This is a genomic window from Streptomyces sp. NBC_01235 (assembly GCF_035989285.1).
GTDB lineage: Bacteria > Actinomycetota > Actinomycetes > Streptomycetales > Streptomycetaceae > Streptomyces.
Window position 1 is genome coordinate 6203062 of sequence record NZ_CP108513.1, and the last position, 13299, is coordinate 6216360.

General features: G+C 73.3%; 12 protein-coding genes. All 12 read left to right on the plus strand.

Going from position 1 to position 13299, the window contains the following annotated elements; all coding sequences use genetic code 11:
- The first annotated feature begins 87 nt into the window (after window positions 1–87).
- The 12 genes from OG289_RS27750 (at window position 88) to OG289_RS27805 (ending at window position 13299) form a co-directional block, all read left to right on the plus strand.
- Window positions 88–1725: a polyamine aminopropyltransferase gene (locus OG289_RS27750; RefSeq protein ID WP_327316750.1), complete on the plus strand. Its 1638-nt coding sequence runs from the start codon at window positions 88–90 to the stop codon at window positions 1723–1725.
- A 105-nt stretch (window positions 1726–1830) separates the two neighbouring features.
- Window positions 1831–2619 (plus strand): SRPBCC domain-containing protein, encoded by a 789-nt coding sequence (locus tag OG289_RS27755; RefSeq protein WP_327316751.1) that lies wholly within the window; start codon window positions 1831–1833, stop codon window positions 2617–2619.
- Window positions 2620–2687: 68 nt separating this feature from the next.
- The gene (locus OG289_RS27760) at window positions 2688–3485 is read left to right on the plus strand and encodes an aldose epimerase family protein (protein ID WP_327316753.1); all 798 of its coding nucleotides are present in this window, start codon (window positions 2688–2690) and stop codon (window positions 3483–3485) included.
- Between the two features lie 23 nt (window positions 3486–3508).
- A complete protein-coding gene (pyrE, locus tag OG289_RS27765) occupies window positions 3509–4081 on the plus strand; it encodes an orotate phosphoribosyltransferase (protein WP_327316754.1) in 573 nt (190 codons plus the stop codon).
- 165 nt (window positions 4082–4246) lie between these two features.
- Complete coding sequence (gene fbaA / locus OG289_RS27770; protein ID WP_327316755.1) at window positions 4247–5278, plus strand: class II fructose-bisphosphate aldolase; 1032 nt, start codon at window positions 4247–4249, stop codon at window positions 5276–5278.
- A gap of 84 nt (window positions 5279–5362) precedes the next feature.
- On the plus strand, window positions 5363–6832 hold the full coding sequence (locus OG289_RS27775) for an MFS transporter (RefSeq protein ID WP_327316756.1): 1470 nt from the start codon (window positions 5363–5365) through the stop codon (window positions 6830–6832).
- Window positions 6833–6884: 52 nt separating this feature from the next.
- A complete protein-coding gene (locus OG289_RS27780) occupies window positions 6885–7298 on the plus strand; it encodes a DUF3151 domain-containing protein (RefSeq protein ID WP_327316758.1) in 414 nt (137 codons plus the stop codon).
- Window positions 7299–7471: 173 nt separating this feature from the next.
- Window positions 7472–8317, plus strand: a complete 846-nt coding sequence (locus tag OG289_RS27785) for a tryptophan 2,3-dioxygenase family protein (protein WP_327316759.1) — start codon at window positions 7472–7474, stop codon at window positions 8315–8317.
- Window positions 8310–9515, plus strand: coding sequence for a kynureninase (gene kynU / locus OG289_RS27790; RefSeq protein ID WP_327316760.1), 1206 nt, complete (start codon window positions 8310–8312; stop codon window positions 9513–9515). Before OG289_RS27785 ends, kynU begins: the two co-directional genes overlap by 8 nt.
- Before the next feature lie 393 nt (window positions 9516–9908).
- A complete protein-coding gene (locus OG289_RS27795) occupies window positions 9909–10793 on the plus strand; it encodes an alpha/beta hydrolase (RefSeq protein ID WP_327316761.1) in 885 nt (294 codons plus the stop codon).
- A gap of 213 nt (window positions 10794–11006) precedes the next feature.
- On the plus strand, window positions 11007–12044 hold the full coding sequence (locus tag OG289_RS27800) for an alpha/beta hydrolase (protein WP_327316762.1): 1038 nt from the start codon (window positions 11007–11009) through the stop codon (window positions 12042–12044).
- Entirely contained in the window at window positions 12037–13299 is a 1263-nt protein-coding gene (locus tag OG289_RS27805) for an acyltransferase family protein (protein ID WP_327316763.1), read from the plus strand. The genes OG289_RS27800 and OG289_RS27805 overlap by 8 nt, the downstream gene beginning before the upstream one ends.

Here is a 13299-nt window from a genome sequence, read left to right on the forward strand (position 1 = left end):
GGTTTAAACGCACGGTGCATTCAGAGCCCGGACTTCCACACGTGTGGGTGACGAAGGGCACCCGCGCAGTGACGTAACGTCGCAGTCGTGATCGAACCGCACGCGCCAGCCCCACCCGGTGCCCCGCCGCTCTGGCGCGGGCCCGCGCGGCTCCCCGTCCGGCCGGACACCGGGCGGCTGCTGGTCCTCGCGTGCGTCTTCGTCTGCGCGGCCTGCGGACTCGTCTACGAACTCGAACTCGTCGCCCTCGCCTCCTACCTGATGGGCGACTCCGTCACCCAGGCCTCCGTCGTGCTGTCCGTCATGGTCTTCGCGATGGGTATCGGTTCCCTCGCCGCCAAACGGCTGCGCCGGTTCGCCGCGGCCGGCTTCGGCGCCCTGGAGGCGACCCTCGCCCTGGTCGGCGGGTGCAGCGCCATGGCCCTGTACGCGGTGTTCGCGTGGACGGGCGACTGGGGCGGCCTGTGGGCCGACGGCCCCCGCGTCCTCCTCGTCGCGTTCTCCCTCGCCATCGGCCTGCTCATCGGCGCCGAGGTCCCCCTCCTCATGGAGCTCATCCAACGCATCCGCCGCCAGGACGCGGGCGGCGCGGTCGCCGACCTCTTCGCCGCGGACTACGTCGGCGCGCTGGTCGGCGGCCTCGCCTTCCCCTTCCTGCTGCTGCCCTTCCTGGGCCAGCTGACGAGCTCGCTGCTCACCGGCGGCGTCAACGCGATAGCCGGCGCCGCCCTGGTCCTGGGCCTGTTCCGGCGCGACCTCACCCGCCGAGCCCGCTGCCTCCTGCTCGTCGCCAACATCACCGTCCTCGGCGTCCTCGCCTCCGCCGCCGTCCTCGTCGACGACTTCGAACAGGCGGCACGGCAGGCGGTGTACGGCGACGCCGTGCGGGTGGCGGTGCGGACCGGCGTCCAGGAGATCGTCATCACCGGCGGCACCGAGGGCCACCCCCTCGACCTCTACCTCGACGGCCGCCTCCGCGTCGGCGGCCGCGACGAGCGCCGCTACCACGAGGCCCTGGTCCAACCCGCGATGAACGGCCCGCACGCGCGCGTGCTCATCCTCGGCGGCGGCGACGGCCTGGCCGCCCGCGAGGCGCTCACCCACCCCGACGTGCGCCGCGTCGACGTCGTCGACCTCGACGCCGGCCTGGTCCGCCTCGCCCGCACCGACCCGGCCCTGTCCCGCCTCAACGACCACGCCTACGGCGACCCGCGCGTCCACGTCACCACCGCGGACGCCTTCCCGTGGCTGCGCGGGGCGCCGCCGTCCACGTACGACGTGGTCGTCGCCGATCTGCCCGACCCCGGCATCACGGCGAGCACGAAGCTCTACTCCCAGGAGTTCTACGGCCTCGCCCGCCGCGCCCTCGCCCCCGGCGGCCGACTCGTCGTGCACGCCGGCCCGGTCGCGACCCGGCCGCGCGCGTTCTGGACGGTCGAGGCGACGATGCGCGCGGCGGGCCTGCACACCGCCCCCTACCGCGTCGACGGCCGCGACACCGGCTTCACCGCGGGCCCCGACCGCACCGCCGACGCCTCCCGGGCCCCCCGCGACTGGGGCTTCGTCCTGGCCACCGCCGCCCCCGGCCCACCCCTGCGCCTCGACCACGACGAACGCCCCCCGCACACCTTGACCCAGGCGGACCTGACCGCCGACGCACGGGCGGTGGAGGGGACCCGGGTGGCGGGGGTACGGGCGTCCACGTTGATCCATCCGCGGTACTGACAGCTTTCCGGGTGTACGGACGCGTACCACCGGTCGGAGCTGGGCGGGGCCGAATCCCGGTTTCGCCGGGTGCTTTGCGGTGCCCGCTGGGTAGGCTCCCCACCCATGGAGCAAGAGGTGTTCGTTCCGGTTCCGGCCGAGCGGCTGCGGGCGGCCCTCGCCGATCCCGCGCAGGTGGCCCGGGCGGTCCCCGGACTCCAGCAGGACGCCGGCACCGAGCCCGTCGCGGGGCGGCTGAAGCTGCGGATCGGCGGCCACACCATCACCTACCGGGGCGCCGTACGCGTCGCGCCGCGCGAGGACGGTACCTACGCCGTGGAGGGCGATGCGACCGAGGCCCGTGGCAGCGGCGCGGTGAAACTGGCCCTCACCCTGCGGCTGCGGGAGGCCGACGCCGGCACGACGCTCCGCTTCGAGGGGACGGCGTCGGCGGACGGCCGGGTCACGGAGCTGCCGCCGGAGACGGTGGACTCGGCGGTCGCCCGCCTGCTGAACCGTTTCGCGGGAAACCTGGGTGCGGGCGCGGCAGAGGAGTCGGCAGAGTCGGCGGAGGAGTCGGCCGACGCCGGTGACGGGGACGACATCGTCGACGTCCACGACGTCCACGACATCGGTGACGAGGACGACGTCGACGAACCCCTGCCCCCCACGCCCGTCTTCGAGAACCTCACCGGACCCGGGGAGCCGCCCGCGGAGGCCGCGCACGCGCGCCGGACGATGATCGGGCGCAGCGCCGAGGAGGTGGACCACGCTCCGCCGCGCGGGCGCTACGCGCCGGTCCCGGCCCCGCAGACCGTCGTACCGAACAGCACCCTGCGCTGGGCGGCGCCCGCGGCCGCGCTGGTCGTGGCGTCGGTGATCGTGGTGGGCAGGGCGCTGCGCCGGCGCGGTTAGCGCGTCTCTTCCGCGGCTCTCCGCCATCCTCCGCGGGGCCCTCTTGAACGTCCCAGTAGGGTCGTCCCGTGAGTAACGAAGACATCACGCTGACCGCGGGCGACGCGGAGGTGACCGTGCAGCCGGGCAACGGCGGCCGGGTCGGTGGGCTGCGCGTCGGCGGCCTCGAACTGCTGCGTCAGGGGGAGCGGTTCGGGTGCTTCCCGATGGTTCCCTGGTGCGGCCGGATCCGTGACGGCCGGTTCCGGGACGGCGGAGCCGTCCACCAGATGCCGCTCAACGCCGCGCCGAACGCCATCCACGGCACCGTCCGCGACGGCGTCTGGAAGGTCGCGCGGCGGACGGCGGACGAGGTCGTGCTGACGTACGACCTGGTGGAGCCGTGGCCCTACGCGGGCCGCGTCACCCAGGTGGTCACGCTGGCCGAGGACGCCCTGACGCTCGGGATGGCCGTGGAGACGTACGACTCGTCGTTCCCGGCGCAGATCGGCTGGCACCCGTGGTTCAACCGGAACCTCGGCGGCCAGGACGGTCAGGACGTGCGGGTTTCCTTCGAGCCCGGCTGGCAGGAGGAGCGCGGCGAGGACCATCTGCCCACCGGCAACCGCATCGAGCCGAAGCCCGGCCCCTGGGACGACTGCTTCGGCATGCCCGGCGGCGTCGACGTCACCCTCACCTGGCCGGGGCAACTGGCGGTGAACGTGACCAGCCCCGAGAAGTGGGTCGTCCTCTACGACGAGCAGGAAGCGGCCGTGTGCGTGGAGCCGCAGACCGGCCCGCCCGACGGCCTGAACACCCTCCCGCGCCTGGTCACCCCGCTGGAACCGCTGGAGGCCGGCACCACCTGGCGCTGGACCCGGCTCTGAGCATCGCCTCTAAGCTGTCCGGCATGACGGACGTCAACGAAGAAATGCCGCCAGGCACACGCGGCGCGCTGCTGCAGCAGATCAAGGACAAGGCCGTGGTGCACGGCAAGGTGACCCTGTCGTCGGGTCTGGAGGCGGACTACTACGTCGACCTCCGTCGCGTCACCCTCGACGGGGAGGCCGCTCCGCTGGTCGGGCAGGTGCTGCTCGACCTGACCGCCGAGCTCGACTTCGACGCGGTGGGCGGTCTGACGATGGGCGCCGACCCGGTGGCCGGCGCCATGCTGCACGCGGCCGCCGCGCGTGGCCGCAGGCTGGACGCCTTCGTCGTACGCAAGGCGGCCAAGGCGCACGGGCTCCAGCGGCGGGTCGAGGGTCCGGAGATCGCGGGCCGGCGCGTGCTGGTCGTCGAGGACACCTCCACCACCGGCGGTTCGCCGCTCGCCGCCGTCGAGGCCGTGCGCGAGGCCGGCGCCGAGGTGGTGGCCGTGGCGACCATCGTGGACCGGGCCACCGGCGCCGACGAGAAGATCCGCGAGGGCGCGGGGGTGCCGTACCTGTTCGCCTTCTCGAAGGATGAACTGGGTCTGGACTGACGGGCCGCACCGACCTGCACTTGACCGGGGTGTGGACCAGGCATGGACCATTCGCCCAGGTCTGGAAAGATGGGGCCGACGATGACGTCGCACCCCAGGTCTAGGTCAGGGCCGTAGTACGCAGATCGACAGATCGCCAACCCGCAGATACCAAGGAGCGGACAGATGCCCATCGCAACCCCCGAGGTCTACAACGAGATGCTCGACCGGGCGAAGGCAGGCAAGTTCGCCTACCCGGCCATCAACGTGACCTCGTCCCAGACCCTGCACGCGGCGCTGCGCGGCTTCGCCGAGGCGGACAGCGACGGCATCATCCAGATCACGACGGGTGGCGCCGAGTTCGCGGGCGGCCAGTACAGCAAGGACATGGTGACCGGCGCCGTCGCCCTGGCCGAGTTCGCGCACATCGTCGCCGAGAAGTACCCGGTCACCGTCGCCCTGCACACGGACCACTGCCCGAAGGACAAGCTCGACGGGTACGTGCGTCCGCTGCTGGCGATCTCCGAGGAGCGGGTGAAGGCCGGCCGCAACCCGCTGTTCCAGTCCCACATGTGGGACGGCTCGGCCGAGACCCTCGCCGACAACCTCTCCGTCGCCCAGGAGCTGCTCGCCCGCACCGTCGCCGCGAAGATCATCCTCGAGGTGGAGATCACCCCGACGGGCGGCGAGGAGGACGGCGTCACGCACGAGATCAACGACTCCCTGTACACGACGGTCGACGACGCGGTGCGCACCGTCGAGGCGCTGGGTCTGGGCGAGAAGGGCCGCTACCTGCTGGCCGCGTCCTTCGGCAACGTCCACGGCGTCTACAAGCCGGGCAACGTCGTGCTCCGCCCCGACCTGCTCAAGGAGCTGAACGAGGGCATCGCCGCGAAGTACGGCAAGCCGGCCGGCTCCCAGCCGTTCGACTTCGTCTTCCACGGCGGCTCCGGCTCCTCGCCGGAGGAGATCGCGACCGCGCTGGAGAACGGCGTCGTCAAGATGAACATCGACACGGACACGCAGTACGCCTTCACGCGTCCCGTCGCCGACCACATGTTCCGCAACTACGACGGCGTCCTGAAGGTCGACGGCGAGGTCGGCTCCAAGAAGACCTACGACCCGCGGACCTGGGGCAAGCTGGCCGAGGCGGGCATGGCCGCGCGCGTCGTCGAGGCCACGCAGAACCTGCGTTCGGCGGGCCAGAAGATCAAGTAACCCGGTCTGCCCCGCAGGGGTGTCACGGGTACGGCTGAGCCCGGCGTCTGTCTACGGCGCCGGGCTCGCTGTATACCTGAGGGCATGCCCGATGTCCGGCTGGCCTCGTCCCAGGGCAAGTGGATCCTGTTCACCACCGTGCTCGGCTCCAGCATGGCCCTGCTGGACTCGACCGTCGTCAACGTCGCCCTTCCGCGCATCGGCCGCGACCTGGACGCCGACCTCGCCGCCCTCCAGTGGACGGTCAACGCGTATCTGCTCACACTGGCCGGACTGATCCTGCTCGGCGGTTCCCTGGGCGACCGTTACGGGCGGCGGAAGGTCTTCGTGATCGGGGTGGTGTGGTTCGCCGCCGCCTCGCTGCTGTGCGGGATCGCCCCGAACGCGGGGGTGCTGGTCGCCGCCCGCGCCCTGCAGGGTGTCGGCGGCGCGCTCCTCACGCCGGGCTCCCTCGCGCTCATCCAGGGCTCCTTCCACCGCGACGACCGGGGGCGGGCGGTCGGCCTGTGGTCCGGGTTCGGCGGCATCGGGGCGGCCGTCGGGCCGTTCCTGGGCGGCTGGCTGGTGGACGGCCCGGGCTGGCGGTGGGTGTTCCTGCTGAACGTGCCGCTGGCGCTGTTGTGCGTGCCGGTGGCGCTGCGGCACGTGCCCGAGTCGGGGGACGGCCGTAAGCACGGCCGCTTCGACGTCCTGGGCGCCTTCCTGGGCGCGCTGGCGCTGGCCCTCGTCACGTACGCCCTGATCGAGGCCGGGAGCGGGCCCCTGGGGGTGGTCGTGGCGGCGGCGGTCGCCGGCGTGGCGACCGGCGTCGCCTTCGTGGCGGTGGAGCGCCGTCGCCCGGACCCGATGCTTCCGCTCGGCATCTTCGCGTCCCGCCAGTTCACGGCCGTCAACCTGGTCACCCTGTGCGTGTACGCGGCGTTCGGCGGGTTCTTCTTCCTCTCCGCGGTCCAGCTCCAGGTCGTGGCCGGCTGGTCGGCCCTCGGCGCGGGGACGGCACTGCTGCCGACGACCGTGCTGATGCTGCTGCTGTCCGCCCGCTCCGGCGAACTGGCCGACCGCATCGGACCGCGCATCCCCCTCACCGTCGGCCCGCTGCTGTGTGCGGCCGGGATGCTGCTGATGCTGCGGGTGGGGCCCGACGCCTCGTACGTTTCCGACGTCCTGCCCGCCGTCCTGGTCCTCGGCCTCGGCATGGTCTCGCTGGTCGCCCCGCTGACCGCCACGGTCCTGGCCTCCGTGGACGTCGCCCGGGCGGGCGTGGCCAGCGGCATCAACAATGCGGCGGCGCGGGCCGCGGGCCTGGTCGCGGTGGCGGCGCTGCCGCTGCTCACCGGGATGGGGCAGGAGGCGTACCGCTCGGCGGACGCCTTCGACGACGCGTTCCGCCGGGCGATGGTGCTGTGCGCGGGCGTGCTGGTACTGGGCGCGGCGGTCGCCTTCACGACGGTACGACGACTGCCACCGGACTGCCGCAGGCCCGAGTGCAGGACCCACGGGAGCGTGCTGGCGCCGCCGCTGGAGGGGGAGCGGGCCAAGCCGAGACTGGGCTGATTCAGCCGGTACCGCGGCACCGCAGACGTCCACGCTGGTCCACACTGGAGGCATGTCCCTTCACGAAAACCTCCTCGGGGGCCCGCCCCCGACCCACCTCCCCGACGACCCGGAGCCGCGCGAGCTCCTCGCGAACGGCACGGCGCCCGCCGACGTCGCCGCGAAGTACCCGACGTCCTCGCTGGCCTGGGCCCAGCTCGCCGACGACGCGTTCGAGCGGGGCAGCGTGGTGGAGTCCTACGCGTACGCCCGTACGGGGTACCACCGCGGCCTGGACAGCCTGCGCCGAGGCGGCTGGAAGGGCCACGGCCCGGTGCCCTGGGAGCACGAGCCGAACCGCGGCTTCCTGCGCGCCCTGCACGCCCTCGCCCGCGCCGCGCAGGCCATCGGCGAGCAGGAGGAGTACGAGCGCTGCACGCAGTTCCTGAAGGACTCCTCGCCGACGGCCGCCCAGACACTGGGCTAGCCGTACGCCTGCTGTAGCCCGTAGGTGGTGCGTGTCGCCCGTCCGGTCCTGGTGTGACCGGACGGGCCTTGCGTTTTCGGCCCGGGATTGCGCAGGATGCGGGTGGGGACCGGGGCCCCCGTGTCGATAACGGCAGGGGCGGACCGCTACCCGGAGTACAACAGGAGACAGCGATGTCCCTCCAGGCTCAGCCTCACGAGGCTTCGGAGCCCGAGACCCCGCATCTCGACTTCGCAGGCACGACGCCGTACGAGGACTACGTCAAGGCGGACGTGCTCACCCACCTCCAGCACACCCTCTCCGACGATCCCGGAGAGATGGTCTTCCTGGTCACGACCCAGGTCATGGAGCTGTGGTTCACGGTCATCGTCCACGAGTGGGAGACGGCGGCCCGCGCCCTGCGCTCGGACGACGTACCGACGGCGATCGCCGCGCTGAAGCGTTCCGTCCGCGAGCTGGAGGCGCTGAACGCCTCCTGGAGGCCGCTCGCGCAGCTGACCCCGGCCCAGTTCAACGCCTACCGCTCCGCGCTCGGCGAGGGCTCCGGTTTCCAGTCGGCGATGTACCGCCGCATGGAGTTCCTGCTCGGCGAGAAGTCCGCGTCCATGCTGGTCCCGCACCGCGGCGCGCCCCGCGTCCACGCGGAGCTGGAGAAGGCGCTGCACGAGCCCGGCCTGTACGACGAGGTGCTGCGGCTGCTGGCCCGCCGCGGCCACGCGATCCCCGCGGCCGTCCTGGAGCGCGACATCTCGCGGCGCCACGAGCCCTCGCCGGAGGTCGAGGCGGTGTGGACGACCGTGTACTCGGGCGACGAGGGGGACGAGGTCGCCCGCCTCGGCGAGGCTCTGACGGACGTCGCCGAACTGGTGTGGCGCTGGCGCAACGACCACCTCGTCGCCACCCGCCGCGCGATGGGTGCGAAGGCGGGCACCGGCGGCTCGGCCGGCGTGGCCTGGCTGGAGAAGCGCGCGCAGAAGAACGTGTTCCCCGAGCTGTGGACGGCGAGGTCCCATGTCTGACCGACTCGCCCTCACCGCGAAGGAGCTGGACGCGAGCGACGAACTGGCGGGCACGCGCGCGCGGTTCGTGCTCGACGATGTTGTCTACCTGGACGGCAACTCGCTGGGCGCGCTGCCCGCGGCCGTCCCGGACCGCGTCGAGGACGTCGTGCGCCGCCAGTGGGGCGAGCTGCGCATCCGATCCTGGGACGAGAGCGGCTGGTGGACGGCGCCCGAGCGGATCGGCGACCGGATCGCCCCGCTGGTGGGCGCGGCGGCCGGGCAGATCGTGGTCGGCGACTCGACAAGCGTCAACGTCTTCAAGGCACTCGTGGGCGCGGTGCGCCTGGTGGACGGCGCCGGGGATGCCCGGGTCGCCCGGGACGAGATCCTCGTCGACGCGACGACCTTCCCCACGGACGGCTACATAGCGGAGTCCGCGGCCCGTCTGACCGGCCGCACGCTGATCCCGGTGACGCCGGGCGAGGTGCCGGCCGCGCTGTCGGAGCGCACGGCCGCCGTCCTGCTCAACCACGCCGACTACCGCACCGGACGGCTGCACGACCTGCCCTCGCTGACCGCCGCCGTGCACGCGGCGGGCGCGGTCGCCGTCTGGGACCTGTGCCACAGCGCGGGCGCCCTGCCGGTGGGCCTCGACGAGCACGGCGTGGACCTCGCGGTCGGCTGTACCTACAAGTACCTGAACGGCGGGCCGGGTTCCCCGGCGTACCTGTACGTTCGGCGCGACCTCCAGGACCGCTTCGACTCGCCGCTGCCCGGCTGGAACTCGCACGCCGAGCCCTTCGCGATGCGGGAGACGTACGAGCCGGCCCGGGGCGCGCCGCGCGGGCGCGTCGGCACCCCGGACATCCTGTCGATGCTCGCCCTGGAGGCGGCCCTCGACGTCTGGGACGGCGTGTCGATCGAGGCGGTGCGGGCGAAGTCGTTGGCCCTTACGGACTTCTTCCTGGAGTGCGTCGCCGCCTACGTCCCCGAGGGGCGGGTCGAGTCGCTGACTCCGGTGCGTCACGAGGAGCGGGGCAGCCAGGTGGCGCTGCGCTGCGAGAACGCCGGAGACGTCATGCGGCGGCTGATCGAGCGCGGGGTCGTCGGCGACTTCCGCCGCCCGGACGTCCTGCGGTTCGGCTTCACCCCGCTGTACGTCGGGTTCGCGGACGTGGAGCGGGCGGTGCGGATCCTGGGGGAGGAATTGCGCTGACCCGGCTGACCGCCTGACCGGCTGACCGGCTGACCGTCTGACCCGGCTGACCGTCTGACCCGGCTGACCGTCTGACCCGGCTGACCGTCTGACCCGGCTGACCGTCTGACCCGGCTGACCGCCTGACCCGGCTGACCGGCTGACCGGCTGACCAGGTGATTGAGCCGACCGGCTCTCCTGGGCGTACTTGGGGGTGCGCCCAGGAGATCGCCATCCCCTGGCGGGCGGCCCGCGGGGGTGACACCACAGCAGAACCGTTTACCTCTCACCGTGCGTGACATCCGCGTGTCCGCGCACGTCACGGGCCTGATACCGTCCCGGCCAGCGGCCGAATTCTCCCCTGGTCCACTATCCGTCCCGTCCAAATCTGTTTCGTCGTTGAGAGGTTGGAGCATGCCGGACGACGTTGTCGCAGCCCGGGCCGCCGCTGAGGAGGAGTCGGCCTTCGCGCATCCGCCGGTCGACCCCGACGTCACCACGACGTACGGCGACCACCCCGACCAGGTGATCGACTTCTACGTCCCGCGCGTGGCGGCGGGCCCGGGCGGCTCCGTCCCGCTCGTCGTCGTCCTGCACGGCGGGGCCTGGCGCGCGCCGTACGACCGGCGGCACATCACACCGTTCGCGGACTTCCTGGCCCGACGAGGGTTTGCCGTGGCCAACGTCGAGTACCGGCGGGGCGCCGGGAACCCGGCCCCGGAGGGGACATCCCCGATCGCGGGGCGCTGGCCCGACACCTTCGACGACATCGCCGCCGCCCTGGACGCGCTCCCCGCCCTCGTCAAGGACGTCCTGCCGCAGGCCGACGCGCGCCGCACCGTGCTCACCGGCCACTCGGCGGGCGGCCACCTCGCCCTGTGGGCGGCGGCCCGGCATGTGCTGCCCGCCGACGCGCCCTGGCGCACCGGCGGCCCCGCCGCGCTGCGGGGCGTCGTCGCGCTCGCCCCGATCGCCGACTTCACGGTCGCCGGGAAGCTGGACGTCTGCGGCGGAGCGGCCTGCCAACTCCTGGGCGGCGACGAGCAGTTCGAAGAGAGGCGACCGTACGCCGACCCCGCGCTCCTGCTGCCGACCGGCATCGCGACGACGCTGGTCCAGGGCCGCACCGACCTGGTCGTCCCGCAGGCGGTCGCCGAGGCGTACGCGGACGCGGCGGCGAAGGCGGGCGAGGTCGTGGGCCTGACCCTCCTCGAGGACGTCGGCCACTTCCCGCTGATCGACCCGGCGGCGGACGCGTGCGCCGTGGTGGCGGAGGAGATCGCGCAGCTGGCGTGGTGAGGCCGGTGAGTGGGTGGCGGCCCCTGCCTTCAGTGGGTAGCCCCCTGCTGGGGGCCCGTGCCTCCCGTAGGTGTGCGGACCTGTCGTACCCGTAATACCTGAGAGCTACGTCGCAGGAGAGTCCCGCAGCAGGACGCGGACGACGAGCGCCGATCCGTAACTTCCAAGCCAGAAAGGCCCGATGGCGGGCCGACCGGCAAAGGAGGGGCGGGGATGGCGGAGCTTCGTTTTCGCGGACGGTGGCGGCGGCCGTGGCGCCGTGAAGAGGAAACGCCCCAGGGGCGGCGCTGGGTCCGCGCCCTGCTGGCCGTCCTGGTCACCGCCGCCGTGGTCGTCCCCCTCACGGCGGCGACCCGGCCGAGCATCCCCGCTCCCGCCCCTGCCCACCTCGCCACGCCGACGGCGGCGACGCTCGGCAAGGCGTACGCCGCGAACCGGGCCAACGCCGCCCTGGCGTCCCGGATGGCCGCGGCCCACGGGGACCGCCACCGCGCGGCCTCGGACCGGGCACTGGCCGCCCCCTCCCGCAGACTGCTCACGTTCGACGGCCGTGGTTCCGGCCGCGCGGTCGAGGTGTTCGGGGACCTCGCGCACGCCGAGCGCGTCGCCGTCCTCGTACCGGGCTCGGACACCTCCCTGGACACCTACGAGCGCTTCCGCGCGGGAGCGGCCGCACTGCACGACCGGCTCGCCCTACAGGCTCAGGCCGGGGCCGGGGCCGGGGCCAGTCCGCGGACGGCTGTGGTGGCCTGGCTCGGCTACACCACCCCCGGCACGATCAGCACCACCGCGATCACCCCGTCCCGCGCTGCCGAAGCGGCCCCGGACCTGCGGGAGTTCATCGGCACGTTGAGGGCCGTCACCGGACCGGCCTCCCACGTCACCGTCCTGTGCCACTCGTACGGCACGGTCGTGTGCGCCCGCGCCGCTTCCGGTCTGGACGTGACCGACCTCGTCCTCCTCGGCAGCCCGGGCACGGGCGCGGACTCGGCGGCGGACCTGCACACCCGCGCGCGGGTGTGGGCGGCGAGGGGCGCCGACGACTGGGTGGCGGACGTCCCGCACGTCAGCGCCGACCTGTTCGGCACCACGGTCGGCTTCGGCACCGACCCGATGTCCCCGTCGTTCGGCGCCCGCGTCTTCGCGGCGGGCTCCGGCGGCCACAGCGACTACTTCACCCCGGGCTCGGCCTCCCTGGCCAACCTCGCCCGGATCGTCCTGGGCGACACCATGGAGGTGACCCATGCCTGAGACCCACGAGACGCGGAGGCCGTTGCCGGGCATACGAGCGCTGTTGCCGGGTGTGCGGCGAGCCGCCGCCCGGATCGACGCCGGCACGCCCCCGCAGCGCGACCGGGCCGTGGACGCCCTGCGCGCGTTCGCCGTCCTGGGCGTCGTCCTCGGCCACTGGCTGGTGACGGCCCTGGTCGCGGACGGCAACACCCTGCGCGCCGCGAGCCCCCTCGGCCCCATGCCCTGGCTCGCCCCCGTGTCCTGGATGTTCCAGACGCTTGCGGTGTTCTTCATGGTGGGTGGCCACGTGGCGACCCGCAGCCTCGCCTCGGCACGGGAACGGGAACCAGGCGGGACGCGCGGGACCTACTTCAGGTGGCTGCGGGCGCGCCTGGCCCGGCTGTTCGGGCCGGTGGTGGCCGTACTGGCGGTGTGGACGGTCGGCGTGGTCGGTCTCCTGCTGGGCGGCGCATCCTTCGTCACCGTGCACACCGTGGTCAAACTGGCGTTGTCCCCCCTCTGGTTCCTGCTGGTCTTCGCCGCGCTGACGGCCGCGACCCCGCTGCTGGTCCGGCTCAACCCGCTGTGGCCGCTGGCCGTCGTCCTCCATGTGGACCTGGTGCGTTTCGGCCTGGGCGGCCCGTCGTGGCTGGGCTGGGTGAACGTGGCGGCGGGCTGGCTGGTGCCGTACACGGTGGGCGCGGCCTGGACCCGGGGCGAGCTGGAGCGCCCGCGCGCGGGCTGGATCCTGTTCGCCGGCGGGGCGGTGACGACGGCGCTGCTGGTCGGCTTCGCCGGCTACCCGGCGTCGATGGTGGGCGTGCCCGGCGCGGCGGTCTCCAACCTCAACCCGCCGACGCTGGCCGCCGTCACCTTCGGGCTCGCCCAGTGCGGACTGGCCCTGCTGCTGCGCGACCGGCTGCGTCGGGCCATGCGCCGGCCCCTGGCCTGGGCGGCGGTGGCGCTGGTGAACCTCTCCGCGATGACGGTGTTCCTCTGGCACCAGACGGCCATGATGGCGACCACCGCGACGGGTCTCTTCGTCGGCCGCCTGCCCGGCCTGCACACGGTTCCCGACGGGCTGGACTGGGTGGCTGCCCGGCTGCTGTGGCTGCCGGTCTTCGCCCTGATGCTGGGGGTGTGCTGGGCGGCGTTCCACGGCTTCGAGAGCGGCGGAGGGCGGCGCGTGCGGAGGGAGCCGGGTGGGTCACGAGTGGTACGTGTCGGACCCCGTGGGAAAACGCCGGGGCTGCGGGAGACCCCGCATGTCTAG

What these genes read in the sequence shown, in the direction of transcription:
- OG289_RS27755 (WP_327316751.1), top strand. Translation starts at nt 1,831, where the DNA reads ATGGAGCAAGAGGTGTTCGTTCCGGTTCCGGCCGAGCGGCTGCGGGCG.
- pyrE (WP_327316754.1), top strand. Translation starts at nt 3,509, where the DNA reads ATGACGGACGTCAACGAAGAAATGCCGCCAGGCACACGCGGCGCGCTG.
- fbaA (WP_327316755.1), top strand. Translation starts at nt 4,247, where the DNA reads ATGCCCATCGCAACCCCCGAGGTCTACAACGAGATGCTCGACCGGGCG.
- OG289_RS27775 (WP_327316756.1), top strand. Translation starts at nt 5,363, where the DNA reads ATGCCCGATGTCCGGCTGGCCTCGTCCCAGGGCAAGTGGATCCTGTTC.
- OG289_RS27780 (WP_327316758.1), top strand. Translation starts at nt 6,885, where the DNA reads ATGTCCCTTCACGAAAACCTCCTCGGGGGCCCGCCCCCGACCCACCTC.
- OG289_RS27785 (WP_327316759.1), top strand. Translation starts at nt 7,472, where the DNA reads ATGTCCCTCCAGGCTCAGCCTCACGAGGCTTCGGAGCCCGAGACCCCG.
- kynU (WP_327316760.1), top strand. Translation starts at nt 8,310, where the DNA reads ATGTCTGACCGACTCGCCCTCACCGCGAAGGAGCTGGACGCGAGCGAC.
- OG289_RS27795 (WP_327316761.1), top strand. Translation starts at nt 9,909, where the DNA reads ATGCCGGACGACGTTGTCGCAGCCCGGGCCGCCGCTGAGGAGGAGTCG.
- OG289_RS27800 (WP_327316762.1), top strand. Translation starts at nt 11,007, where the DNA reads ATGGCGGAGCTTCGTTTTCGCGGACGGTGGCGGCGGCCGTGGCGCCGT.
- OG289_RS27805 (WP_327316763.1), top strand. Translation starts at nt 12,037, where the DNA reads ATGCCTGAGACCCACGAGACGCGGAGGCCGTTGCCGGGCATACGAGCG.